Origin of the sequence: Pseudomonas sp. URMO17WK12:I9, assembly GCF_900230165.1 — a bacterium.
Classification (GTDB): Bacteria; Pseudomonadota; Gammaproteobacteria; order Pseudomonadales; family Pseudomonadaceae; genus Aquipseudomonas; species Aquipseudomonas fulva.
The window spans coordinates 320,118-344,954 of sequence record NZ_OCMQ01000004.1; the positions used below are offsets into that span (position 1 = coordinate 320,118).

The following is a 24,837-nucleotide window of genomic DNA, read 5'->3' on the forward strand; positions in this document are numbered from 1 at the left end:
GTTACTTGCCCTCTTCCACATCCTTGCCGCTGGCATCCAGGGCCTTGGTCGACGGATAGCGATACGACGCGTAGCGCACCACCAGAATGGCCAATGCCAGCAGCAGAATGCCCCCGCACACGTACAGCAAGCCTACATCCGGCGCCTTGTGGTGCGACACGTCGCCAATCAACAGGCGGGTGAGCGCCGTGATGGCCACGTACAGTAGAAAGCGGATGGGCATGTGGTTGGTCTTGAAATAGATGCCTACCATGGCGCCCAACTCCAGGTAGATGAACAGCAGCAGGATGTCATCCACACTTATCCCACCCTTGCCGAGCATGTCCAGGAAGGTCACCACAGCGGCATAGGCGGTTATCGCACCGATGCCGAACAAGGCCAGGTAGTGAAAGCCTTCGACGCACAGGTTGCCCAGCGAATCGGCTGAACCATGCAAGCCTTTGCGCAGTTTTTCTGCCCATTTGATGTTCACGATCAACGACTCCCCAAAGCTATCCAAAAAATGATGCGCTACCCGTATGACGCTTGTGCCATGCAGTTAAAGGGCCAGGCACAGGGGCTTGGAAGGTGGTCGAGTGACGCAGGACACGCGCAGCACCCGGGAAATTCAGGGTTGCGCGATTCGGAGAATGCCATTACTGTATATAGATACAGTAAATCGTTAACAGCAAAAAGGCATAGAGGTGATGAATGGCCGTCGAAGTGGTGTATCGCAGCAGCCGCGACCCGGAGCGCTTGTTCATGGATAAAGCCGAAGCAGACCGTCACGACAAGATGCTCGAACTGGCTGAGCGCCTGGCAGAAGTGCTGCACAAGGCCGTGCCATCATTGAGCGAGCAGCAGGTAGAAGAAGCTGGTATCTACATGGCGAAGAACCGCGACGTGTTTGCCAGGGCGTTCAAGAGCCAGCCTGACGCGCTGGGTGAACTGCTCGAGAGCGATGCTGCTCAATAGCGATCGCTGGTGCCTTGATTGCCTAAGGGCGCGGAAATCACGCGTACAGCAAACGTTCCGCCAGCGCCTGCGCCACACGTGCAGGTGAACGCTTTTCAGCCTGGGCATGGCCGAACACTTCGGTGAGTCGGGCAGGTATACGGGCAATATGGGCGGTGATCGCCTCCGCTCTTTCGCCCTTGTGAGCCAACGCCGAGTAGATCAGGGCGCCTGCGTTGATCACGTAATCAGGCGCATAGAGAATTCCTCGCCCCTCCAACTGATCGGCAACATGCAGCGATGCCAGCTGATTATTCGCAGCGCCTGCCACCGCCGCGCACCTCAACTGCATCACACTTTGCCCATTCAATCCCGGGCCTACGCCGCATGGGGCGAAGATGTCGCACGGTGTACTGGGTAGCGCATCGTGGGCAATCGGTTGTGCGTCGAACTGCTCCACTGCAAGTCGCACCCGGCCTGGCTCCAGGTCGCTGACCAGCAGGTCTGCACCGGATGCATGCAGATGTTCGGCCAGCGCATACCCCACGCTCCCCAGTCCCTGAACGGCAACACGCAGCCCTTCCAGGTTGTGGCTGCCCAGCCGTGCATGGGCGGTGGCGCGCAGGCCCGCGAATACCCCCATCGCCGCATGTGGGGCAGGGTCACCCAGCGCCGTCGTGCTGACAACATGGGGGGTGCCCTGCGCCAGGCAATCCATGTCCAGCGTCGAGGTGCCGCTGTCCAGGGCAATGAGCAGTCGCCCTTGCAAGCTATCGATGCAGCGGCCGAGTGCCTCGAACAGGGCGGCGCGGTCGTTCACATGCGGACTGCGCAAAATGACCGCCATGCCGCCCCCGAACGGCAGGCCCGCCATTGCCGCTTTGTAGCTCATGCCCTGGGCCAGGGTGACTGCATCGGTGATGGCACTCTCATGATCGGTGTAGGCCAGGTAGCGACAACCGCCCATGGCCGGCCCGAACCGCTCGCTGTGAATGACCACGACGGCTTCAAGGCCTGTCTGCGGATCGTTGAACACATGCAGTGACTGAGTACGGGTGCTTTGCATCAGTGCGAACATGGCCTGGCTCCCCCATGAGGTGCAGCATCCAGTATAGGCACCTGAACCGGGCAGGCCGGGCTACCGGACAACTGGACGAAACCGCTCTGGCCGGCTATTACTCAAGGGTGAGTGGAGAAGCCCATGAAGCCACGTCAAGCCTGCCTGGCCTGCCTTGAAAACAAGCCTGCCGCCCTGCTGCAAGCTGCGCTGTGGATCGCCGCCGAACATGACCCAAGCGTCGACCCTGATGCCTGCCAGGCCGTCTGCCAGAACATGCAGCACACCATCAGCATTCATCTGCCCATGGTGGCGGCCACTGAACTTGCCCAGCCGCTTTTGCGCCAGCTCAACGCATTAGGTTTCCAACAGGATGAATACCTGCCGCTGCGTCCGCACGCTGCCTTGATGAACCATGTGCTGACAAGGCGACGCGGCCAACCGTTGGCCTTGGCCATCCTGGCACTGGAGTTTGCGCAACGTTTGTCCATTCCACTCGAAGGTGTCAGCTTCCCGGGGCACTTCCTACTGCGCGTGCCGGGTGCCGACCATTTGCTCGACCCCTGCGGCGGTCGGCGTCTTTACCCCAATGATTGCCGGGAGCTGCTGATCCGCCAGTACGGCCCTGGCACCGCGTTGAGCGCCGAGCACCTGCGCCCGGCCAGCGCGATGCAGATGCTGCAACGGCTGTCACGCAACTTGCGCCACCTGCACACCAGTAATGATGCCCCACTCGCGGCGCTGATCGATGCCGAGCGCGTCATGCAACTGGGCCCCGCTCAGGTTGGCGACTACCTGGCCCGTGCAAGCCTGTACAGGCAGCTCGATTGCCCACACGCCGAACGCTTCGACCTGGAACATGCGTTGCTGCTCACGGAAGACCCTGTGCAGCGACTGGCAGTGAGCGAGCGACTGGGTCAGCTGCCTTCGATCAATCGCTCGATTCACTGACGGCAGATGAGCGGGGGCTAACGTCTTTCTAAAAGTAATGGCGCAGGGGTACAAGTAACTGGATTGGATCACCAGAATTAGTGATGATCTGGCACAACGGACTATCTGCAATGCGCAACCTCACAGGCTCAGCGCACCCATTAGCAAGGAAAGCAAGCTTTGAACATACCGACTCGCATAACTGCCATAACCACTTTGACGCTGACTTTCATGGGATTGCCAGGGTGCGGACAGACGACACAGAGCGAACAGCCGAAAGTGTCTAACGTTCAACTCAGAAAGATCGCCAGTCAACTTGTGGAAGCCAATGCCACACTCAAGGAGCTCAAGGAAATACAGGCTCAAAGCATGGTTATGCAACAGGCTCAGCTTGCAGCTCAGCTATCGCTTAACCAAATCCTCCTGCAGTCGCTCAACGACAGGGCCTACAGGAGCGCAACCAAGGAACGCAAAGCCGATGCGCATGATGAGGCGCCTGAGCAGTCATCCAAGCCACGCTAGGCAATGAACGACTTCTCAGATCAACCGCGGCTTGGTGCGCTCACCGCGGTGTATCGGACTGACGCGAAGGATGAGCCTGCATGAACGCCGGATGCTGCTCCGCCAACGCCGCCACTCTGCGGATGCGCGGGTAACGCCCTAGGTCGATCCCGAATCGCTCGGCGGCATAAAGCTGCGGTATCAGGTAGACATCCGCCAGGCCAGGGGTATCGCCCAGGCAATACCCACCCTCGCCGATCACCTGCTCGACAGCCCCCAGCCCCTGGCTTATCCAATGACCGATCCATTGGTTGATCTGCACTTCATCCTGGCCCGCTTCACGCAAGCGGTTGAGCACGCTGACGTTGTGCAGGGGGTGGATGTCGCAGCCGATGATCGCCGCCACCCCGCGGGCCTTGGCGCGCTGCGCTGCACCTTCCGGTAGCAGGGCGGGCTGCGGGTAGGCCTCTTCCAGGTACTCGATGATCGCTGGGGATTGCACCAGCAGCTCGCCACCGTCTGTACGCAGGGTGGGTACCCGGCCCTGGGGATTGATACCCAGGTAACCGGCTTGCCGATGCTCGCCTTGCAGCAGATTGACGGGCAGTGCACGGAAGGTCAGCCCTTTGAGGGCCAAGGCAATCCGCACCCGGTAGGACGAGGTGGAACGGTAATAGGTATACAGCTCCATGCCTGCGCTCCTCAGTTGGCCGCGATGACCCGGCCACGGCACTCGCCGAACCCGATGCTCACCTCGCCGTCGCACACACCCCGTGCCCGCAGGATGACTTCGTCGCCGTCCTCCAGAAACTTGCGCACTTCGCCATTGGGCAACTCCACCGGGTGCTTACCGCCCTCGGTGATTTCCAGCAAGCTGCCATAGGACCCTGGGGTGGCACCTGACAGGGTGCCGGAACCGAACAGGTCGCCGGGTTGCAACTGGCAACCGTTGACACTGTGGTGCGCCACCAGTTGGGCCACCGTCCAGTACATGCTGCGGGTGTTGCTCAGGGCCAGGCGGTGCGGTGTAGCACCGTCCTCGCGCATGCGCTCGGTGAGCAGCAGCACCTCCAGTTCGATGTCGAATGCACCGGCTGCCTGATCACGCTTGTCGAGCAGGTAGGACAGCGGCTGGGGATCCCCTTGCGGCCTGGCCGGCTGAGCGCAGCGCAGGGGCGCCAGCGCCTCGGCCGTGACGACCCAGGGCGAAATCGTGGTCACGAAGCTTTTGGACAGGAACGGCCCCAGTGGCTGGTATTCCCACGCCTGGATGTCTCGCGCCGACCAGTCGTTGAGCAGGCACAGGCCCGCGATGTGCTCGGCGGCATCGCCGATGGGGATGGCCTGGCCCATGTCATTGCCCTGCCCGATCCAGATGCCCAGCTCCAGCTCGTAGTCCAGCCGCGCACAGGGGCCGAAGCTCGGTTCGCTCTGCCCGGCGGGCAATGTCTGGCCCTTGGGCCGGCGAACATCCGTCCCGGAGGGGCGAATGGTCGATGCACGGCCGTGATAGCCGATGGGCACGTACTTGTAGTTGGGAAGCAAGGGGTTGTCGGGGCGGAATAACTTGCCGATGTTGCGGGCGTGCTCGATGCCCACATAGAAGTCGGTGTAATCGCCGATCTGGGCCGGCACGTGCATCTGGCAAGTGCTGGCGGGGTAAAGCGCCCCTTCCAGCATTGCCTGGTGCTCGGACTGCTCACCGAGCAACTCGAGCAGCCGTTCACGCAGCGCCACGCGCGCTCCGCGCCCCAGTGCGAAGAAACCATTCAAGGTGCCGCCCTGCGTAGCAAGTACCGCCGCCTTGGCCTGACCTTCGAACAAACCCAAGCCCAGCACCGCCTCAAGGTCGAGGATGGCATCGCCGATGGCCACGCCACAGCGTCTGGCCTCGCTGCCACGACTGAAGATACCCAAGGGCAGGTTCTGCAGCGGGAAGTCACTGTGCCCATTGGCATGGCTCACCCAACTGCGGGCGATAGCGTGTTGGTTCATGGGTTATCTCCGGTTCGGGTTGAAGGTGCTGGGCAAGGTGGCCCAGCAGCTGTCGTAGTCGGTCTGCAACTGCGGGCAGGCCATGGCGTACTGGCTCGGGCGCAGCACCTGGCTGGTCTCGAACATGAACGCCATGGTGTTCTCGATCTTGTGCGGGGCAAGCTCGGCGGCGATGGCCCTGTCGCACGTCTCGGCATCCGGGCCATGGGCGCTCATGACGCTGTGCAGGGAGGCGCCACCGGGCACGAAGCCTTCGGCCTTGGCATCGTAGGCACCGTCGATCAGCCCCATGAACTCGTTCATCAGATTGCGGTGGAACCACGGTGGACGGAAGGTGTTCTCGGCCACCATCCAGCGCGGCGGGAAGATCACGAAGTCCATGTTGGCAAGGCCGTGCACACTGGTCGGTGAGGTGAGCACGGTGAAGATCGAGGGGTCCGGGTGGTCGAAGCTGACGGTGCCCAAAGTATTGAAGCGGCGCAGGTCGTATTTGTAAGGCACGTTGCTGCCGTGCCAGGCCACCACGTCCAGCGGCGAATGCTGGAGTTCACATGCCCAGTGCTCCCCCAGGAATTTCTGTACCAGCTGCACCGGCCCGGTGGTTTGTTCATAAGCGGCCACCGGCGTTTCGAAATCGCGAGGGTTGGCCAGGCCATTGCTGCCGATGGGCCCCAGGTCCGGCAGGCGCAGGGGCGCGCCGTGGTTTTCGGCAAGGTAGCCACGCGCCTGGGCATCGACCAGCTCGACGCGAAATTTCATGCCGCGGGGAATCACTGCAATTTCAAGCGGGCCGACCTGCATGACACCCAGCTCGGTGGCGATGCGCAGGCGACCTTGCTCAGGCACCAGCAACAGCTCGCCGTCGGCGTTGAAGAACACGCGCTCCATGGAGCGGTTGGTGCAGTAGATGTAGATGCTCACACCGCCAGGCGCATGAGCAGGGCCATTGGCCGCCATGGGCACCCAACCCTCGATGAAGTCGGTCGGCGTTTGCGGGATGGGCTGCGGGTTCCAGCGCAGGCGGTTGGGCGTGATCGTACCCAACGCCTCGCTCAGAGGCTGGCGCGCAAGGCGCTCGAAACGCGGGTGAGCGGCCGACGGCCGGATGCGGTACATCCAGGTGCGGCGCAGCTCATGACGGGCCATGGTGAACGCTGTGCCGGAGAGCAGCTCGGCATAGAGCCCATAGGGAGTTTTCTGAGGCGAGTTCTGCCCGACCGGCAATGCGCCTGGCAACGCTTCGCTGGTGAATTCGTTGCCGAAACCGCTGAGGTAGTGAAGGTCAGGTGCAGGGTCGCGATTCATCGATGCCTCCGGGCCGGGGCGGCCTGTGGGAGCAGTTGCTGCTGCCCGAGGGAACGGCGGCGCATCTGCATTGTTTTTATCGTAATCAGATTACGAATAACGTAATTTGCTCTGCGCCAGGCGTCAAGCTATAAAGGCGCGACTCGATGACTCGCGGATGATCCTACCGATGGCCAAAGCCAGCTCCCCTACCGACAACGGCAAGCAGAAGGTCCGCTCAGCCGAGGTGGGCACCGACATCCTCAAGGCATTGGCCGAACTCTCGCCTTCTACGTCACTGTCCAGGCTCGCAGAGCATGTCCAGATGCCGGCGAGCAAGGTGCATCGTTACCTGCAAGCCTTGATTGCCAGCGGGTTCGCCGAACAGAATGCGGCCACCAATCATTACGGTCTGGGGCGCGAAGCATTGCGCGTGGGCATGGCCGCGCTGGGCAGCATCGATGTACTGAAAGTCGCCGCGTTGCCGCTCTCCCAGCTGCGTGATGAATTGAACGAGAGTTGCTTCATTGCGGTGTGGGGCAACCAGGGGGCGACCGTGGTAAGCATCGAACCGGCCGTGCGCGCCGTCACCGTGGTGACGCAGATCGGCTCGGTATTGCCGCTGCTGACCTCGTCCACCGGGCTGGTGTTCGCGGCCCATTTGCCTGAGCGGGAAACCGTGGACCTGATGGCGCGCGAGCTGACCCAGCTCAAGCAGCGGCCTGATGATTATCAGCAGGTACTGGCAGGTATACGTGAACGCGGCCTGCACCACATCCACGGGCTGCTGATGCCGGGTGTGGATGCGCTGTCAGCACCGATCTTCAACGCCATGGGGCAGATCGCTGCGGTGATGACGGTGGTGGGGCCCACGTCGATGTTCCAGGCCGATGAACAAGGCCCTGCGGCGCAGCGGCTACTGGCTGCCACGCGCGAGACAAGCTGGCGCATGGGGCACTGCCCAGCGCCTTGAGTACTGCAGACTGTTGCCTGGTATGTAACGGTGAATGTCGCCGTATGCGGTTTTTCCAGCGGATTCAATTGCTTATTATCGGATCACTGGCTGCCACCGAGGGCTCTCCCCCCGCTCGCGGTGTCAGCCAGGTGTATCGACGTAGATTTTGAAGCTCCTTGATCTGACGTCTCGATTGACCGCTGCGAAAGGCAGCGGTTTTTTTTGCCTGCGATTTAGTGCTCAAGGGCCTGGTTGCCGCTTCAACGGGTCAGGACTGGGCCACCTTGAGCGAGCCGAACGCCTGGGCGGGCTCCCTGAACGCCAGGTAATGACGCAACACCTGTTGCGGCGCTTCGGTATGCGGATGATGACCAATACCCTGCAACAGCACGGCATCGGCGGTCGGTACGTGCCGACGGTAGTGTTCGACCATGCGCGCGCCATAAAGGGGATCGACTGCGCCAGCGATCAGACGCAACGGCACCGTCCCTTGCAGCGCCTGTGTCCAGCGATCACGGTGGCGCATGCGTTCAGGCACGTAACCGGCAAGCCTGTGCAGCACGCGCGTGCCGCGATTGGCAGCCAGCATGCTCCAGAAGTCGTCGAGCACGCTTTCGCTCGGGTGGGTACACGGCCCGTAGACACGGGTCAGGTGACGCACCAAGTCATCACGGCTGAACGAACGCGCCACCAACCACCCCAGGTGGCTTAGCAGCAGCTTCTGCAGCAGCAGCATGCGACAGCCTTCAGGAAACAGGCCGCTGTTGAGAAAGACGCAGCTGGCGATACTGGCACGCTGTTCATGATGCCGAGCCAGCAGTTCCTGAGCCACGTTACCGCCGTAGTCATGAGCCAGCACATCCACCGGCTGCTCGATCTGCAGGTGAGCCAGCAAGGCCTGCTGCAAGTCGGCCTGCTCCATCAGGCTATAGACGTGATCAACCGGTTTGGCCGAATCGCCGAACCCTAGCATGTCGCAGGCCACCACCCGATAGCGCTGGGCCAGAGGCCCCCACAGGTAATGCCAGTCCCAGCTCCCTGTAGGAAAACCATGTAGCAAAAGCAGGGGCGTTCCTTGCCCTGCGGTCCAGTAGCGGATGCTCTGGCCCCGGAATGTGAAACTCTGTCCCCGGGTACGCCAGACGCACAATGGAATTTCGGCCATGGGCATCGGAAGGCACCGGGTTAAGGAATATGGACGCGATAGGGCAAGGCTGCTGTCATTGCATGTCACCTCGGCACTTGCATGTGCTCTCTATGTCGAGACACAGTCTAGCCAGCGGCCGAGGCGCTTGAACTTGCGTTGCCAGCCAGCTTGATGACTGAGCGAGTCACCTGCACCAGCGGTAGGCGCAGCCTGCCTGGTTGCCGGCTGCGTTCCCGTCCTGCAAAACGTCAGGCATTCAGTGCCTGGGCCAGTTCAGCCAGCCACGGCTCGGCATCGGTTTCCGGTGTCACGCTCTCGCTGGCATCGAGCCGCAGCATGGGCACCACCTCGTGCACGCCAAGTTCGGCAAACAGTTCGCGCATCTGTTCGCCGCCGCCGCAATACGTATCGCCATAACTGGAATCGCCCAAGGCGATGACTGCACCCGGCAGGCCACGCCAGGCGGCCGGCAGGGTGTCGCGAAAGGCGCTGTAGAGGGGCATGAGGTTGTCGGGCAGCTCGCCCATGCCGGTGGTGGAGGTCACCGCCAGCACTGCCTGCGGGCCGAACGCCTGCAGGTCGGGCAAAGAGGCTCGGTTGGCGTGCCAGGCCTCCAGGCCAGCAGCCTTGAGCAGCGATTCGGCGTGACGGGCGACTTCTTCGGCGGTGCCGTACACCGATCCGGAAATAATGACGACTTTCATCAGGGAAAAGGTTTCCGATACTGAGTGAAATCGTAGGATACTAGCACCCAGCGCTGGCACAAGGCCGTGGTAATGCCCGTGGCCCTCATCCCTTCACTGCATGACCTACACATGATCACTGCGCAGTTGCTGCAATCGATGGTCGATGCCTCGGACGACGGTATCGTGGTCGCCGAACAGGAAGGCGACGACACCATCCTCATCTACGTGAACGCGGCTTTCGAGCGCCTAACCGGCTACAGCCGAGATGAAATCCTGTACCAGGACTGCCGATTCCTGCAGGGAGACGACCGCGACCAACTGGGCCGCGCGCGCATCCGCAAGGCGTTGGCAGAGGGCCGGGCCTGCCGTGAAGTGCTGCGTAACTACCGCAAGGATGGCACCGCGTTCTGGAACGAGCTTTCGATTACCCCGCTAAGGCATGCGGCTGACCAGCGCCTGTACTTCATCGGCATTCAGAAGGACGTTACCCGGCAAGTGGAAATGGAACGCGAATTGGCCGAGCTGCGCGTTCGTCAGAAAGCCGGTGACCAGACCTGAACCCCGGTTGTTTTTTGGAGTCAACTGGGTTGTAGAACCCTCCACATCGAGTTTCAAGATGCCCCCCGACACGCTTTTGACCCAGGATGAGCTGGACTATATCCAGGATGTCCAGCACTCCCCGCAGTTCGACATGGCCGAAGCCATGACGAGCCTCCTGGTCAATGGGGACAGCCGCATCCAGGGCCTGTTGACGCGCCTGGTCGCGCATGAGCAAGTCACCTTGCAGGCCCATGTCGACAACCAGCAAATCAGCATTCCGCTGCAGCTGATCGAAGACGAGTTCCATACGCTGCAATTGCAACTGGGCGCGCCCGACATTTTCGAGATAGGCCCCAGGCTGCGACCCTGGCGACTGACCCTTGATCCGCCCTGTGCGCTGCTCGACGCCCATGGTGACGACAGCGGGCTCTGGGTGTGTGACATTTCTGTCAAAGGTGTGCTTGTGCAAGTGCGCGACCTACCTGACGCCCCTGATGTCTTCACGCTCCGATTCGCCCCGGACGGGGTCTGCCCAATCGAGCTTCATGGCAAGCTCGGCCGGCGTATCGACGGATCGAAGGCCGCTTATGACCTGAGTGGCACTGCCCAGGAAGACATCGAACGCCTGCGCGATTTCATTCTCCACAAGCACCGGCTGGCTCACCCTGAGTTGCATACGCAAATGCCCGGCTGAAGCCCACACCCGACGAACGCGCCGTGTTTACCCACCCTATGACTTACGCCTGCCCGGGCGATACGCCATAATCCGCGCCCACTTCTTGCATGCCTAACTGAGTCGACCACCACCCCGGCCGACACAGCCAAGGGGCCAGCTACCCGCCAGCCTCGTCGTCAGGAGATACACGATGTCTAGATCCCCCGTCACCTTGATGGTGTCGCGGCGCGCCGCCGACGGCCGCTACGAAGAATTGCTGGCCTGGCTCCATGAGGGCGAACAGCTGGCCACCGACTTCCCCGGCTACCTGGGCTCAGGGATTCTCGCACCGCCGCGCGACGGCGATGAGTTTCAGATCATCTTCCGCTTCAGTGACGAGCCGACCCTGCATGCCTGGGAACATTCGGCTTCCCGGCGCGCCTGGCTCAAGCGGGGCAACGGGCTGTTCGAGCGCCCCAGAGAGGCACGGGTCAGTGGCATAAACGACTGGTTCGGCACTGCCTTGGTGCGTAAACCACCCCGTTGGAAGCAGGCCACGGCGATCTGGCTGGCGTTCTTTCCGGTGTCACTGGCTTTCAATATGCTGTTCGGTCACTGGTTGGCAGGCATGGACCTGTTGCCACGCGTGCTTTTGAGCACCCTGGCGCTCACCCCCCTGATGGTGTACCTGTTCATCCCCCTTTCAACGCACCTGCTGGCGGGCTGGCTGCAGGGTTCGTCAACACGTGAACACGCCTGGCGTAGCCGGTAGGCGCAGGCCTCACACGCGCTGGGCAGTTGGGGTATGCTGGGCGGCAACCCTCGACAGATACAGTTGACCGCCCCGAACATGAACAGCCCTATCCTGATAACCGGAGCCAGCCAACGCGTCGGGCTGGCCCTGGCCATGGAACTGGCCCAGGCCGGCCATACGGTGGTCAGTGCCAGCCGCAGCGTCCAGCCGCAATCGCCACACCCCAACATCATCCCGTTCACGGCAGACTTGTGCCAGGTGGCCGATCGCCAGGCATTGGTCGACTACCTCTACAGCCATTACGATGGCCTGCGCGCCGTCATCCACAACGCTTCGCTGTGGCTCGACGATGGCCTGGCCAACCTCGAGACCATGTTCCGCCTTCATGTCGAAGCGCCCTATCATCTCAACCTGGCCTTGGGCGAGCTGTTGGCCAAGGTCGACAAGGCTGACATCATCCACGTCTGCGACGAGACATCCTCGCGCGGCAGCAAAAGCCACATCGGCTATGCCGCCACCAAGGCCGCGCTGCAGAACATGGTGTTGTCGTTCGCCGAAAAGTACGCGCCCACGGTGCACGTCAACGGTATTCTGCCTGGGCTGCTGATCCTCAAGGAGGGCGGCGACGAAGCCTATCGCCAACAGACACTGAAGAAGGCACTGCTGGAATTCGAACCGGGCGCCGGGCCGCTGATCGAGACGGTCAAGTACCTGCTTGCCAGTCAGTACAGCACCGGCAGCCAAGTGGTCATCAATGGTGGCCGCCACCTGAAAAACCGCATCATTTGAGAGAAGCCCATGACCCCACAGCAACAGCTTGAACTGGAGGCCGCCGCTTTCCGCCGGCTCGTGGAACACCTGCGTTCACGCACCGACGTGCAGAACATCGACCTGATGAACCTGTCCGGGTTCTGCCGCAACTGCCTGTCCAAGTGGTACAAGGCGGCAGCCGACGAGCGCCAGCTGGACCTGAGCCTGGACGAGGCGCGCGAAGCCGTCTACGGCATGCCTTACGGCGAGTGGAAGGCCCAGTACCAGAAAGAGGCCAGCCCCCAGCAGCAGGCCGCATTCGAACAAGGAAAACCCCGTGACTGATCTGACTACCCTGCGCGCCAGCCTGGACAGTGGTGAACATGTGTTCGCTGACACCCTGGCATTCATTGCCGAACACTATGCCTATCAGCCCCGGGCCTTCAGCAACGGTGACGTCGAAAACGCAGCCGGGCAGAACGAAGGTTCATGCAAGACCTTGGGCCTGGCGTTGCTCGAGGGATTGAGTGATCGTGAAGCGCTGCTGGCTTTTGGCGAGCATTATCGAGATGTGCAGGCCACACCCGAGGGCCATGACCATGGGAATATCCGTGCGCTGATCGCGTATGGCCTGGCAGGCGTCAAGTTCGAGACACTGCCGCTGTCGCGCAAGGCTTGATGAGGGGCTGCCATCGAGTGGACTGCGCCCTGGAGGTCGGCATCGCAGCATGAATACCGGGGCTGCCTGGCAGCCCCGGTAATCTGAACTCTGAGCGCTCGATTACAGCTGGACGCAATCGAACTGCACGTCGGTCGCCACATCTGCGTCGTAGTCGACGTCAGTGCGCTCGAAGCCGAACAGGTTCAGGAACTGCTTCTTGTAACCGGCATAGTCGGTCAGCTCGAACAGGTTCTCGGTAGTCACCTGTGGCCACATGGCCTTGCAGGCGTCCTGCACGTCGTCGCGCAGTTCCCAGTCGTCCAGGCGCAGACGGCCTTTCTCGTCGACCTGCGCTGGCGCGCCGTCGGTGCGATACATACGGTCACGGAACATGCGATCAAGCTGATCCTGGGTACCTTCGTGGACGCCCTTCTCCTGCATGATCTTGAACACCATCGACAGGTACAGCGGCATCACCGGGATGGCCGAGCTGGCCTGGGTCACGACCGACTTGAGCACAGCCACATTGGCGCCGCCCTTCACGTCAGCCGCCAGCTTCTGGTCCAGGCGCAGAGCAGTGTCGTCCAAGTCCTGCTTGGCCTTGCCCAGGGCGCCGTGCCAGTAGATGGGCCAGGTGATTTCGGTGCCGATGTAGCTGAAGGCGACGGTGCGGGCGCCTTCGGCCAGCACATCGGCACCGGCCAGGGCATCGATCCACAGCTGCCAGTCCTGGCCACCCATGACGGTCACGGTGTCGGCGATTTCCTGCTCGGTGGCCGGCTCGATGCTGGCCTCGATGATGGCGTCCTTGTTGGTGTCGATGGCCGTCGACTTGTACGGCTGGCCAATCGGCTTGAGCGCCGAGCGCACCAGTTCGCCTGTCTGTGGCAGCTTGCGCACCGGTGAGGCGAGCGAATAGATGACCAGGTCGACCTTGCCGCCCATGTCGTTCTTGATCAGCTCGATGACCTTGGCCCGCGCTTCGTCGGAGAAGGCGTCACCGTTGATCGACTTGCTGTACAGGCCCTCGGCCTTGGCGAACTTGTCGAACGCCGCCGCGTTGTACCAGCCGGCGGTGCCGGCTTTGGTTTCGGTGCCTGGCTTTTCGAAGAACACGCCCAGGGTGTCGGCCTTGAAACCGAAGGCGGCAGTGATGCGCGCCGCCAGGCCGTAGCCACTGGAGGCACCGATGACCAACACCTTCTTCGGACCATCCTCGCGTACGCCCCGTTTGCGGGTGGCTTCGATCTGGTCACGGACGTTGAGCTCGCAGCCCTTGGGATGAGTCGTGGTGCAGATGAAACCGCGGACCTTAGGATGAATGATGGCCAATGTCTGTACCTCGTCTGGTTTATGCACGATAACGCCACGCAGGGCGTTTTCAAAAGTGGACTGAGGGGTAAGACTCACCCCGCAGGTCAGGCGACACATCTTAAGGGTTGAGCGCAGCGATGCAAAATCGGTGGCCGACTGGCGACAGAGCGCCCTGTCCGGACGCCCTCTTCCTGCGCCTAGGCATTGATTCGGTTTTCCTATCAATAGGCAACAAAAACAAACTTAACAAATGAGCAAAATGCGCCGATGCTGGGTGCCCTCACCTTCAGACGGAGAACAACAACATGAACGAAGTGGTGATCGTCGCCGCGACCCGCACCGCCATCGGCAGCTTCCAGGGCGCCCTGGCTGGCGTCCCGGCCGTCGACCTGGGGGCAGCCGTGATCAAGCGTCTGTTGGAGCAAACCGGGCTGGATCCGGCGCAGGTCGACGAGGTGATCATGGGCCAGGTGCTGACGGCCGGCGCCGGGCAGAACCCTGCTCGTCAGGCAGCCATCAAGGCAGGCCTGCCGTTCAGCGTGCCTGCCTTGACCCTGAACAAGGTCTGCGGCTCGGGGCTCAAGGCACTGCACCTGGGCGCCCAGGCCATTCGCTGCGGCGATGCCGAGGTGGTGATCGCCGGCGGCCAGGAAAACATGAGCCTCGCCCCTTATGTCATGCCTTCTGCCCGCACCGGCCAGCGCATGGGCCATGGTCAGTTGATCGACAGCATGATCAGCGACGGCCTGTGGGACGCGTTCAACGATTACCACATGGGCATCACTGCCGAAAACCTGGTGCAAGAGTACGGGCTGAGCCGCGAACAGCAGGACGCTTTTGCGGCCGAGTCGCAGCGCAAGGCGGTGGCAGCCATCGCCGCTGGCCGCTTCGAGGCTGAAATCACCCCGATCTTGCTGCCCCAGAAAAAAGGCGAGCCCAAGGTTTTCGCCCAAGACGAACAGCCACGCTCGGACACCACGGTCGAATCCCTCGCCAAACTGCGTCCTGCCTTCAAGAAGGATGGCAGCGTGACGGCAGGGAATGCCTCCAGCCTCAACGATGGGGCTGCGGCAGTGCTGCTGATGAACGCTGAAAAGGCCCAGGCATTGGGCTTGCCCGTGCTGGCCAGGATCACGGCCTATGCCAGCGCTGGAGTCGACCCTGCCGTAATGGGGATCGCCCCTGTCTCTGCGACTGAACGCTGCCTGGGCAAGGCAGGCTGGCACTTGGCCGACCTGGATCTGATCGAAGCCAACGAGGCGTTTGCGGCCCAGGCGCTGGCGGTTGGCAAGGCGCTTGCATGGGATGCTTCGCGGGTCAACGTGAACGGTGGGGCGATTGCGCTGGGTCATCCCATCGGTGCATCCGGATGCCGCGTGCTGGTCACCTTGCTGCACGAGATGATCAAGCGCGATGCCAAGAAAGGCCTGGCCACGCTGTGTATCGGTGGTGGACAAGGCGTGGCCCTGGCGATCGAGCGCTGATCAACCGAGCCACGGGCACCCGGGGCCGCTAAGCACGCCAGTGCGCAGCGGCACCTGCCATGCACGATCAGGCGCTGGCCACCTGCAGGGCATCGAACGTGGGTGGCGTCGCCTTGATCGGGTCATTGAGCGCCTTGGCCAGCCGGGCGACATCCTCACAGGCCTGCACGGCGACGCCCAGCGGGCTGTGCAGCAGTGAACAGGCCGTACCGATCCACAGTCGCTCCCCCAGACGCTCATTGGCTTCACACAGCCAGTGCCACTTGCTGTCCAGGGCATGCTGGGCATCGTTTTCTGCATCGACCAGGCCCAGCGACAGCACCTTGTAGGCAGGCAGACGGTCCAGGGTGGTCGTCAGCTGTTCAGGGTCACTCACCAGGTCGATGTGCAAGCCGTCCACCGGCAAGTTCGCGGCCAGGCCAAGGTTGCCCTGCAAGCCACCGGCCCATGTCGCGATCAGCTTCTTCAACGGGGCACGCTGCAGAATGTTGTAAACCCGCTCGTAGGCGTTTTTCCAGTCCTGCGGCAGCGCCTGGGCAAGGATCGGTTCATCGATCTGCACCCACTGCACGCCTAGTTCGGCCAGACGATTGAGAACGTCGTCATAGTGCGGAAGCAGTTCGTCTACACATTCCAGCACCAGGCTGTGCCCGTCTTGCGCCGCGCTTTGCCACAAATAGGTCAAAGGGCCGACAAGAACAGGTTTGACGGTGTGGCCAAGCGCACTGGCCTGGGCCACTTCCTTCAGCAGCTGATCGGCAAGCTGGGTGAAAGGCTGCGTCACTGGCGTGCGAGGGTCGCGCACGGCCCCACCCTGCCAGTCCACATCGCCCACAGGCAACAGCTCGATCCCGGCGTCTTTCTGCATTTGCCAATGACGTGCGCGCAGCGCGTGGTCGTTGCCAGTGCGTGGAAAGCCCAGGTTGTGCGCCAGTGCCATGTGTGTTCCCCAGTGTGCAGAAATGATGGCGGCATTTTCAGATCGATTGGCGTTTGAGACAAACTCAATAAATTTGAGATCAACCCAAGTTTTTCTCATGTTCACTCACATTGGGCGCGCCCGCGGCTCATTGCCATGTCTTGATCAGATCAGTGCCCTGCGCACCCGGGCATGACCCGCTCGCAGGGCTGGCGCACAATGCCAGCCTGCCAACACCCGGTGTCCGTCATGAGCGTGCTCAAAACCGCCCTGCAAGAGCAGCAATTCGCTTGCGTCATGGAGTTCGTCCCCAAACCGTCAGCAGAGCGTTTTGCGGCGATGGACGCAATAATGGCCCGTGGGCAAGTGTGTGGCTGGCCGATGACACTTGCCATCGGTGACCGAGTGAGCAGCCCGCTGGACATGTCTCCCCTGGACGCCTTGGCCTGTTTCGAGCACCCGGTGCCCGCCCTGCCTCACTTCTCCGGCAAGGACCGGGAGCGCCACCATTTGCTCGCCCAGATGCGGCGCATGGACGCTGCAGGCCAGCACCAGCTGCTGATGCTGACAGGGGATCGCCTGCCAGGCCATACGCCAGGCGAGCGCCCGGTGCGGTACCTGGAATCGGTCGCAGCGTTGCAGATCGCCCGCCAGGCCTATCCACACTGGTGGCTGGGCGCAGCACTCAACCCGTTCAAGTACCGAGAGGAGGAAGGTGCCGCTCAGTACCTGAAGGCTGAAAAGAAATTGGCAGCCGGTGCCGACTTTTTCATCCTGCAGCTAGGTTTCGATGCCGCCAAGCATCAGGAGGCCATGCACTGGATGCGCCGCCAACTCGCGCCTAAACCCCTGCTGGCCTGTCTCATGAGCCTTACCCAAGGCCGCGCGGGCATGCTCGATCATGTCGCAGGCGTGACCGTCACCCCGTCGATGCGGCAAATGCTGGAAGCCGAGACGGCGCAATCCAAGGCCTTTGCCCAGGCGCGCAGCATCGACCGCCTGGCCCTGCAGGTCATTGGGGTGAAGCTGATGGGCTACGCCGGCGTGCACCTGTCGGGCATTCATGAGCCCAGCCAGCTGCTTGCCTTGGAGGCACGCCTTGAGCACTGGCAGGCGCACGTGACCACGCTGGAGCAATGGGCGCCTGCCTGGCAGGCCAGTTGGCAAATGCCTGGCCTACCGGCGGTGACGTTCCATCCACCGCAGGCGGCGTGGCGCGAGGGGGAGTCACGTGTCGTGGCTTCGTTTGGGCAGAAAGCCCGCTACCACGCCATGCATGGCATGCATGGCCTGCTGTTCAGCCGTAGCAATCCGGTGAGTCAGCTGTTCGGGTGGGCGGTTCGCCAGCCGATGTGGACGACAGGCCTGGGCGCCCAGGTGCTGCACAGCCTGGAGCGGGCCGTAAAGCGGCCCCTGCTCGGCTGCGACACCTGCGGTCGTTGCCGCCTTGAAGACACCTTGTACACCTGCCCCGAGACCTGCCCCAAGGGCCTGGCGAACGGGCCCTGCGGCGGTACCACGTTGAACCGGTGCGAGTTTGGCGATCGTGAGTGCATCCACAGTGCCAAGTACCGCACGGCCAAGGCGGTGCGGCAAACCGACGTGCTGACCCAGCGCCTGATTCCTTGCGTGGAGCAGCACACCCGCCATCGAAGCTCCTGGCCGGGTTGGTTCGGCGCCCAGGCTCAGCCCGTCACTCGGCCGTCAGCGCCTCGAAGCCGGCCCGAATCGTAGCTTCGGGAAGGTCGTCGGCAATGAACACCATGACGCTCTCGCGCGGTTCGGCCTCTGCCCATTCAGCGTCCCAGTCGAACCCGTAGAGCTTGAGCACGCCCTGGAACACCAGCTTGCGGTCCTCGCCCGCGATATTGAGCACGCCCTTGTAACGCAACAGCTGCGTGCCATGGGTTTCCAACAAGCCGTTCATGAAGTCGCTGAGGCGGTCGATATCCAGCGCCTTGTCGGTGCGCAACACCAAGGTGGCGATACGGTCCGGGGTGGCGGGTTTGAGCACTGGACGCAGGGTGGGTTTGAGGTTGGCGCCCAGATCTGGGTTGAGGTTGAAGCCGCGTACATCGAGCAGTGCACCCAGGTCGATGCGGCCTTGTTCGACCACATGCAGGGCTGCCCGCCCATTGATGCGGGCCAGGCGCTCGCGCAGGGCTTGCACGGTGGCCGGCTCCACCAGGTCGGTCTTGCTCAGCAGCAGGCGATCGGCAAAGCCCACCTGGGCCTGGGCGATGGTCTGGGTCAGATGGACGTCGGCATGGGCGGCGTCGACCAGGGTGATGATGCCGTCCAGGATGTACCGCTCGCGCAGCTCTTCGTCGATGAAGAACGTTTGTGCCACTGGCGCAGGGTCGGCCAACCCTGTGCACTCGATCACCAGCCGATCAAACGCGATTTCGCCGGCGTCGAGCCGCTCCAGCAGCAGGAACAGAGCACGGGTAAGGTCGCCATGAATGCTGCAGCACACACAGCCGTTGGCCAGGGTCATGACCTGCACCGGCTCGTCGCCGAGCAACTGGCTGTCGATGCCTGCTTCGCTGAACTCGTTTTCGATCACGGCCAGCCTCAGGCCATGCTCGGCCTTGAGCATGTGCTTGAGCAGCGTGGTCTTGCCGGCACCGAGAAAGCCGGTCAGTACGGTTACGGGAATCGGGGTCTGCACGCAGAACATCTCCTGTTCGGAAAAAACACAGGCCCCACCGCGACAGGCCTGCGTTGATCGCCAGTGGCTGCCCCCAAGGGGAGCAGGCTGGTCGATGAACGCAGGCTGCCGACGGTGAGGCCGGTACAGCTCAACGCTTGTGGCTTAACAGCATTTGGGCCCGGACTTGCCACCATAACGCGCTTCCTGGCGCTCTCGGAAGAACGCTTCGTGCGTCATGACCGGTTTGTCCGGATGCGTCTTGTTCATGTGTTCGACGTAATTGTCGTAATCAGGCATGCCCACCATAAGGCGTGCAGCCTGCCCCAGGTATTTGCCCAGCCGACCCAGGTCATTGAACATCGCAGCAGTCCTCTCAAGCGTCAGGCAGTGCCTGGAACGGGGTTTCCTTGTCGGTCCGCTCTTTGCGACCCCAGGCGGCGTAACCCACCTTGATCGCGAAGAACAGAATGCTGAACACCACCAGCAGGAACAGGATGGTCAGCCCGGCGTTGGTATAAGCGTTGTAGATCACGTGCTGCATCTGCCCGATGTCCTTGGCCGGTGCCAGTACCTGCCCAGCGTCCAGCGCGGTGCTGTATTTCTTGGCCAAGGCCAGGAAACCCACGGCTGGGTTGGGATCGAACAGCTTGATCAGGCCGGCCGCCGTGGTGCAGATCAGCAACCAGGTGGCTGGCAGCAGGGTGACCCAGATGTAGCGCTGGCGCTTCATCTTGATCAGCACCACGGTGCCCAGCATCAATGCGATACCGGCCAGCATCTGGTTGGAAATGCCGAACAGCGGCCACAGGGTGTTGATACCCCCGAGTGGGTCGATCACGCCTTGATAGAGCAAGTAGCCCCACATGGCCACGCAACCGGCAGTAGCCAGCAGGTTCGCGCCCCACGACTCGGTGCGCTTGAGCGCCGGCACGAAACTGCCCAGCAAATCCTGCAACATGAAGCGCCCGGCACGAGTACCGGCGTCCACGGCGGTGAGGATGAACAAGGCCTCGAACAAAATGGCGAAGTGGTACCAGAACGCCATGGTGTTCTCGCCTGGCAACACTTGGTGAAGAATCTGCGCGATACCCACGGCCAATGTCGGCGCACCGCCGGCGCGGGCCAGAATGGTGTGCTCGCCAATGTCACGGGCAACCGCCTCAAGCTGCTCAGGCGTAATCAAGAAGCCCCAGCTGCTGACCGTCTGCGCCACCGAAACCGTGTCTGCACCTACCACGGCAGCCGGGCTGTTCATGGCGAAATACACGCCCGGCTCGATCACCGAAGCCGCGACCATGGCCATGATCGCCACGAACGATTCCATCAGCATGCCACCGTAGCCGATGTAGCGGGCGTTGGTTTCGTTATCCAGCAGCTTGGGCGTGGTGCCCGACGAGATCAGGGCATGGAACCCCGATACCGCGCCACAAGCGATGGTGATGAACAGGAACGGGAACAGCGTGCCCTTCCAGACCGGGCCGGTGCCATCGGTGAACTGGGTCAACGCTGGCATCTTGAGCTCAGGGGCGATGATCAGGATGCCGATGGCAAGGCCCACGATGGTGCCGATCTTGAGGAAGGTCGACAGGTAGTCACGCGGGGCCAACACCAGCCAGACCGGCAGCACGGCGGCGACGAAGCCGTAGCCCACCAGCATCCAGGTGATCTGTACACCGGTAAAGGTGAAAGCTGGGCCCCAGACCGGATCCGCAGCAATCTGGCCGCCCAGCCAGATGGAAGCAAGCAGCAGCACTACGCCGATGATGGAAATCTCACCGATGCGGCCGGGGCGGATATAGCGCATGTAGACGCCCATGAACATGGCGATCGGGATGGTCGCCATCACCGTGAACATGCCCCAGGGGCTCTCGGCCAAGGCCTTGACCACGATCAGCGCCAGCACCGCGAGGATGATGATCATGATCAGGAAACAGCCGAACAGGGCGATGGTGCCCGGTATGCGGCCCATCTCTTCACGCACCATGTCGCCCAGTGAACGGCCGTTGCGGCGGGTGGACAGGAACAGGACCATGAAGTCCTGGACGGCACCGGCCAGTACCACACCGGCAATCAGCCACAGGGTGCCGGGCAGGTAGCCCATCTGCGCCGCCAGTACTGGCCCGACCAAGGGACCTGCGCCGGCGATGGCCGCGAAGTGGTGGCCGAAGAGGATGTGCTTGTTGGTTGGAACATAGTCCAGACCGTCATTGTTGAGCACCGCAGGGGTGGCGCGGCGTGGATCGAGTTGCATCACCTTGGTGGCGATGAACAGGCTGTAATAGCGGTAGGCGACCAAGTAAATGGCCACTGCCGCGACCACGATCCACAAGGCATTGATCGCTTCGCCACGGCGCAGGGCAACGACACCCAGCGCGCAGGCTCCCAGGACTGCCAGCACCAGCCACGGGAGGTGGCGTAGCAGGCTGTTGTTATTGTTCATAGTTGGCTTCCAGCTGAGAGGTTGGAATGGTCAGCACACTGAGTCTAGGGCCTGCTGGTCGCCTTTACCATCTCCAATTGCATGCCGATCTACAGCGCAACTTCACGTGGTAGAGCAGTACTGCACCACCGACTACCTGGTAGTTCTGCCAGTTGTCGAGCCAGGGCCGATTGGCCGACCTTGGTACTTCCAACTCTAGCGAGGAAGTCGCCATGAACTCACTTCATCTCATCATCGCAGCCAGCCTTGCGGCGGGCAGTGTGCACGTCAATGCCGCACCTGTGGAGCCGATGCATGGCGCAGTGGAGATGCCTGTTTCCAGGCAGTACTACTGTTATCAACAGGGTGACTACAACTGGCCAGTCGACGGTTCCAACATCAAGAGCCCTGGGTGCAAGGCTGCTTACCAACATGTCTATAAAAAGTTTGGCAACAATGCGCAACAGGCTGTTTACCAGTTCAATCAATGGCATGAGGTGTCGAAGAACGTCGTTGATTTCCGCAATAAGGAGGCTGTCAAAAAAGCCATTCCAGATGGTCAGCTGTGCTCGGCAGGCAATAGCCTGACGGACACGAAAACGAAGGCTGCGCAGGTCAATGACAAGAGCGGCCTGGACGTCCCTGCCGATTGGCACGTCCAGGACTGGAAAAAAGATGACGACAACAAAGCCCACATGCGCTACAAAATCATGGCGCCGCACAACCCTAGCTACTGGGAAATCTATGTGTCCAAGCCGGACTACAACCCCACCCAGCAGCCTTTGAAATGGGATGACTTGGAGCTGGTACAGGAAATCGGAGATGTCCAGCCTGTCAATGGCTACTACGAGTTCGACGTCGATCTCAAGGAGCACACTGGCCGACGCGTGGTCTACACCCGCTGGCAACGCGATGACGCTGCAGGTGAGGGTTTCTACAACTGCAGCGACGTGAATATCGTCAAGTAACGTAGGGACGAATCCGGGGATCATGGCTGGTCTATAGTCTGAACATCAGATGAGGACTCGCCATGACCCCGCCACCTTCCGAACGCCGCCGCTTCCAACGCATCGATTTCGACGCACCTGCCGAACTTCGCCAAGGCGAACAGCGCTGGCCTGCCAGACTCATCGATCTCTCCCTCAAAGGCCTGTTGGTCGAGCGCCCGACCGACTGGACCCCGGACCCTACCCAGAACTACGAGGCCGTTATTCAGCTCGACGCCGATACCTGGGTGAAAATGCAGGTCGAACTGCGCCATGAAGAACCCACGCGGCTGGGCTTCGTGTGCCTGTACATCGACATCGACTCCATGAGCCACCTGCACCGTCTTGTGGAACTGAACATTGCCGACAGCACCGAAATGATGCGTGAGCTGCGCGAATTGATCGAATAACAGGATCTATTAGCTGGCTATCTTCTTGACCGTTAGTCCTTTCCTGTCCATCTAGACAGCTTCCTGCCTAGTGCAGGCATCGTTGTATACACCCTTTTCTCATAAGCGCTTCGGGTTGGTATGCCTCCTGCAACAAGGATGCATACGCCCTGAGGCTTTACCCTGCGGCGCTTGGATCAAAATATTGTATACAATTTGTGTAGTACCTGTAGGCAATAACTGACTACAGTAGCTCCACAACAATAAACAGAGAGCCTGCGCCATGACTACGTCCACAAGCACGTCTCCCGCCCAGCGACCAGAGGACGAAAACCTCGGCCTGGGTGCCAACCTGGCCTATGGCCTGCAGCATGTGTTGACCATGTATGGGGGAATTGTCGCCGTACCCTTGATTCTGGGGCAGGCCGCAGGCCTCAATGGCGCAGAAATCGGCATGCTTATCGCCGCTTCGCTGTTTGCAGGTGGCTTGGCGACCTTGCTTCAGACCCTGGGTCTGCCATTTTTCGGCTGCCAGCTCCCTCTGGTACAGGGGGTGTCGTTTGCCGGCGTCGCCACCATGGGCGCCATTCTCAGCAGTGAAAGTGGGGGCGGGCTGCCGGGGGTGCTCGGCGCGGTAATGGCCGCCTCGCTGATAGGGCTGCTGATCACCCCGGTATTCTCGCGCATCACCAAGTTCTTCCCACCGCTGGTAACCGGCATCGTGATCACCACCATCGGCCTGACGCTGATGCCGGTGGCCGCGCGTTGGGTAATGGGTGGCAACAGCGCCTCACCTGATTTCGGCAGCATGGCCAACATCGGCTTGGCGGCGCTTACCTTTGCCATCGTGCTGCTGCTGAGCAAACTGGGTAGCGCGACGATATCCCGGTTGTCCATCCTGCTGGCGATGGTGGTCGGTACGCTTATCGCCTGGGCACTGGGCATGACCGACTTCAGCAAGGTTACCGAAGGCCCTGTTTTCGCCTTCCCCACGCCCTTTCACTTCGGCATGCCGGAGTTCCACATCGCGGCCATCCTGTCGATGTGCATCGTCATCATGGTGACGCTGGTCGAAACCTCGGCCGACATCCTGGCCGTGGGTGAGATCATCGGTACCAAGGTCGACTCCAAGCGCCTGGGCAATGGCCTGCGCGCCGACATGGCCTCAAGCATCCTGGCACCGGTGTTCGGCTCGTTCACGCAAAGTGCGTTCGCCCAAAACGTCGGCCTGGTGGCGGTTACTGGCGTGCGCAGCCGTTACGTGGTGGCCACCGGCGGTCTGATCCTGGTCGTACTGGGCTTGCTGCCAATCATGGGGCGCATCATCGCCGCAGTGCCTACCCCCGTGCTGGGCGGCGCGGGCATCGTGTTGTTCGGCACGGTGGCAGCCAGCGGCATCCGCACCTTGTCCAAGGTCAGCTACCAGAACAATGTCAACCTGATCATCGTTGCCGCTTCCCTGGGCTTTGGCATGATTCCGATCGCCGCACCGGCCTTCTATCACCAGTTCCCCACCTGGTTCGAAACCATCTTCCACTCAGGCATCAGTTCGGCGGCGATCATGGCCATCCTGCTGAACCTGATCTTCAACCATTTCACGGCAGGCAATTCGGACCAGCAGTCGGTGTTCGCTGCCGGCTACGAACGCACCATTCGCTATTCGGATATCTCCGCACTGCGCGACGGTGACTATTTCAAGGATGGCAGGCTGTTCGATGCCGAAGGCCACGAGGTGCCGATGAGGGGCCAGGACGAGCATGGCAGTGAGCCGGTCAAGCGCGCAGCAGTCGCCGAGCACTGACCTATCACGTGGGTGTTGTACCGG

General features: G+C 61.7%; 27 protein-coding genes. 15 read left to right on the forward strand and 12 right to left on the reverse strand.

Annotated elements, in window-relative coordinates; all coding sequences use genetic code 11:
• Position 1: 1 nt before the first annotated feature.
• Positions 2-472 (reverse strand): phosphate-starvation-inducible PsiE family protein, encoded by a 471-nt coding sequence (locus CRP40_RS11705; protein WP_027914415.1) that lies wholly within the window; start codon positions 470-472, stop codon positions 2-4.
• Positions 473-690: 218 nt separating this feature from the next.
• Here CRP40_RS11705 and CRP40_RS11710 point away from each other — a divergent pair, with 218 nt between their 5' ends.
• Positions 691-954: a YebG family protein gene (locus tag CRP40_RS11710; RefSeq protein WP_027914414.1), complete on the forward strand. Its 264-nt coding sequence runs from the start codon at positions 691-693 to the stop codon at positions 952-954.
• A gap of 37 nt (positions 955-991) precedes the next feature.
• Here the strand turns inward: CRP40_RS11710 and CRP40_RS11715 are convergent, their stop codons facing one another.
• Complete coding sequence (locus tag CRP40_RS11715) at positions 992-2,011, reverse strand: Glu/Leu/Phe/Val dehydrogenase dimerization domain-containing protein (RefSeq protein ID WP_027914413.1); 1,020 nt, start codon at positions 2,009-2,011, stop codon at positions 992-994.
• 123 nt (positions 2,012-2,134) lie between these two features.
• Between CRP40_RS11715 and CRP40_RS11720 the strand changes: the two genes are divergently transcribed.
• On the forward strand, positions 2,135-2,941 hold the full coding sequence (locus CRP40_RS11720; RefSeq protein ID WP_027914412.1) for a tetratricopeptide repeat protein: 807 nt from the start codon (positions 2,135-2,137) through the stop codon (positions 2,939-2,941).
• 159 nt (positions 2,942-3,100) lie between these two features.
• Positions 3,101-3,442, forward strand: a complete 342-nt coding sequence (locus CRP40_RS11725; RefSeq protein ID WP_027914411.1) for a hypothetical protein — start codon at positions 3,101-3,103, stop codon at positions 3,440-3,442.
• A 40-nt stretch (positions 3,443-3,482) separates the two neighbouring features.
• On the opposite strand, the gene maiA is transcribed toward CRP40_RS11725, so the two are convergent.
• From maiA to hmgA, 3 genes are read right to left on the reverse strand one after another with little or no spacing between them, the layout of a single operon-like run.
• Positions 3,483-4,112, reverse strand: a complete 630-nt coding sequence (gene maiA / locus CRP40_RS11730; RefSeq protein ID WP_027914410.1) for a maleylacetoacetate isomerase — start codon at positions 4,110-4,112, stop codon at positions 3,483-3,485.
• A gap of 11 nt (positions 4,113-4,123) precedes the next feature.
• Positions 4,124-5,416 carry a fumarylacetoacetase gene (gene fahA, locus CRP40_RS11735; protein WP_027914409.1) on the reverse strand — a complete coding sequence of 431 codons (1,293 nt, stop codon included), beginning with the start codon at positions 5,414-5,416 and terminating at the stop codon, positions 4,124-4,126.
• Positions 5,417-5,419: 3 nt separating this feature from the next.
• On the reverse strand, positions 5,420-6,721 hold the full coding sequence (gene hmgA, locus CRP40_RS11740; RefSeq protein WP_027914408.1) for a homogentisate 1,2-dioxygenase: 1,302 nt from the start codon (positions 6,719-6,721) through the stop codon (positions 5,420-5,422).
• A 169-nt stretch (positions 6,722-6,890) separates the two neighbouring features.
• Here hmgA and CRP40_RS11745 point away from each other — a divergent pair, with 169 nt between their 5' ends.
• Positions 6,891-7,673: an IclR family transcriptional regulator gene (locus CRP40_RS11745; protein WP_027914407.1), complete on the forward strand. Its 783-nt coding sequence runs from the start codon at positions 6,891-6,893 to the stop codon at positions 7,671-7,673.
• A gap of 250 nt (positions 7,674-7,923) precedes the next feature.
• Here CRP40_RS11745 and CRP40_RS11750 read toward each other — a convergent pair whose 3' ends face one another.
• Together CRP40_RS11750 and CRP40_RS11755 are read right to left on the reverse strand one after the other, a co-directional pair.
• Entirely contained in the window at positions 7,924-8,826 is a 903-nt protein-coding gene (locus tag CRP40_RS11750; protein ID WP_027914406.1) for an alpha/beta hydrolase, read from the reverse strand.
• A 224-nt stretch (positions 8,827-9,050) separates the two neighbouring features.
• Positions 9,051-9,506, reverse strand: a complete 456-nt coding sequence (locus CRP40_RS11755) for a flavodoxin (protein WP_027914405.1) — start codon at positions 9,504-9,506, stop codon at positions 9,051-9,053.
• 111 nt (positions 9,507-9,617) lie between these two features.
• Between CRP40_RS11755 and CRP40_RS11760 the strand changes: the two genes are divergently transcribed.
• From CRP40_RS11760 to CRP40_RS11785, 6 genes are all read left to right on the forward strand, one after another.
• Positions 9,618-10,046: a PAS domain S-box protein gene (locus tag CRP40_RS11760; RefSeq protein ID WP_027914404.1), complete on the forward strand. Its 429-nt coding sequence runs from the start codon at positions 9,618-9,620 to the stop codon at positions 10,044-10,046.
• A gap of 58 nt (positions 10,047-10,104) precedes the next feature.
• Positions 10,105-10,722: a hypothetical protein gene (locus CRP40_RS11765; RefSeq protein ID WP_023534363.1), complete on the forward strand. Its 618-nt coding sequence runs from the start codon at positions 10,105-10,107 to the stop codon at positions 10,720-10,722.
• Between the two features lie 172 nt (positions 10,723-10,894).
• Positions 10,895-11,455, forward strand: a complete 561-nt coding sequence (locus tag CRP40_RS11770; protein ID WP_027914403.1) for an antibiotic biosynthesis monooxygenase — start codon at positions 10,895-10,897, stop codon at positions 11,453-11,455.
• A 33-nt stretch (positions 11,456-11,488) separates the two neighbouring features.
• A complete protein-coding gene (gene folM / locus CRP40_RS11775) occupies positions 11,489-12,226 on the forward strand; it encodes a dihydromonapterin reductase (RefSeq protein WP_027914402.1) in 738 nt (245 codons plus the stop codon).
• 9 nt (positions 12,227-12,235) lie between these two features.
• Positions 12,236-12,532 (forward strand): DUF1244 domain-containing protein, encoded by a 297-nt coding sequence (locus CRP40_RS11780; protein WP_027914401.1) that lies wholly within the window; start codon positions 12,236-12,238, stop codon positions 12,530-12,532.
• Positions 12,525-12,866, forward strand: coding sequence for a HopJ type III effector protein (locus CRP40_RS11785; protein ID WP_027914400.1), 342 nt, complete (start codon positions 12,525-12,527; stop codon positions 12,864-12,866). The genes CRP40_RS11780 and CRP40_RS11785 overlap by 8 nt, the downstream gene beginning before the upstream one ends.
• Before the next feature lie 102 nt (positions 12,867-12,968).
• Here the strand turns inward: CRP40_RS11785 and fabV are convergent, their stop codons facing one another.
• Positions 12,969-14,180, reverse strand: coding sequence for an enoyl-ACP reductase FabV (gene fabV, locus CRP40_RS11790; RefSeq protein WP_027914399.1), 1,212 nt, complete (start codon positions 14,178-14,180; stop codon positions 12,969-12,971).
• A gap of 287 nt (positions 14,181-14,467) precedes the next feature.
• On the opposite strand from fabV, the gene CRP40_RS11795 reads away from it, so the two are divergent.
• On the forward strand, positions 14,468-15,646 hold the full coding sequence (locus CRP40_RS11795; RefSeq protein WP_027914398.1) for an acetyl-CoA C-acetyltransferase: 1,179 nt from the start codon (positions 14,468-14,470) through the stop codon (positions 15,644-15,646).
• A 67-nt stretch (positions 15,647-15,713) separates the two neighbouring features.
• Here the strand turns inward: CRP40_RS11795 and CRP40_RS11800 are convergent, their stop codons facing one another.
• On the reverse strand, positions 15,714-16,586 hold the full coding sequence (locus tag CRP40_RS11800) for a 5-methyltetrahydropteroyltriglutamate--homocysteine methyltransferase (protein WP_042139756.1): 873 nt from the start codon (positions 16,584-16,586) through the stop codon (positions 15,714-15,716).
• Between the two features lie 228 nt (positions 16,587-16,814).
• Here CRP40_RS11800 and CRP40_RS11805 point away from each other — a divergent pair, with 228 nt between their 5' ends.
• Positions 16,815-18,299 (forward strand): methylenetetrahydrofolate reductase C-terminal domain-containing protein, encoded by a 1,485-nt coding sequence (locus tag CRP40_RS11805; RefSeq protein WP_027914397.1) that lies wholly within the window; start codon positions 16,815-16,817, stop codon positions 18,297-18,299.
• On the opposite strand, the gene yjiA is transcribed toward CRP40_RS11805, so the two are convergent.
• The 3 genes from yjiA to CRP40_RS11820 form a co-directional block, all read right to left on the reverse strand.
• Positions 18,259-19,236, reverse strand: coding sequence for a GTPase (yjiA, locus tag CRP40_RS11810; RefSeq protein ID WP_027914396.1), 978 nt, complete (start codon positions 19,234-19,236; stop codon positions 18,259-18,261). The genes CRP40_RS11805 and yjiA overlap by 41 nt on opposite strands.
• Positions 19,237-19,380: 144 nt before the next feature.
• On the reverse strand, positions 19,381-19,578 hold the full coding sequence (locus CRP40_RS11815; protein WP_027914395.1) for a YbdD/YjiX family protein: 198 nt from the start codon (positions 19,576-19,578) through the stop codon (positions 19,381-19,383).
• Between the two features lie 13 nt (positions 19,579-19,591).
• Positions 19,592-21,658, reverse strand: coding sequence for a carbon starvation CstA family protein (locus CRP40_RS11820; protein ID WP_023534399.1), 2,067 nt, complete (start codon positions 21,656-21,658; stop codon positions 19,592-19,594).
• A 212-nt stretch (positions 21,659-21,870) separates the two neighbouring features.
• On the opposite strand from CRP40_RS11820, the gene CRP40_RS11825 reads away from it, so the two are divergent.
• The 3 genes from CRP40_RS11825 to CRP40_RS11835 all read left to right on the forward strand — a co-directional run bounded on the left by CRP40_RS11825 (position 21,871) and on the right by CRP40_RS11835 (position 24,813).
• Positions 21,871-22,605, forward strand: coding sequence for a lytic polysaccharide monooxygenase auxiliary activity family 9 protein (locus CRP40_RS11825; protein ID WP_050587312.1), 735 nt, complete (start codon positions 21,871-21,873; stop codon positions 22,603-22,605).
• Between the two features lie 62 nt (positions 22,606-22,667).
• The gene (locus CRP40_RS11830) at positions 22,668-23,033 is read left to right on the forward strand and encodes a PilZ domain-containing protein (RefSeq protein ID WP_027914394.1); all 366 of its coding nucleotides are present in this window, start codon (positions 22,668-22,670) and stop codon (positions 23,031-23,033) included.
• A gap of 262 nt (positions 23,034-23,295) precedes the next feature.
• Entirely contained in the window at positions 23,296-24,813 is a 1,518-nt protein-coding gene (locus CRP40_RS11835) for a nucleobase:cation symporter-2 family protein (RefSeq protein WP_027914393.1), read from the forward strand.
• The last annotated feature ends 24 nt before the right edge of the window (positions 24,814-24,837 follow it).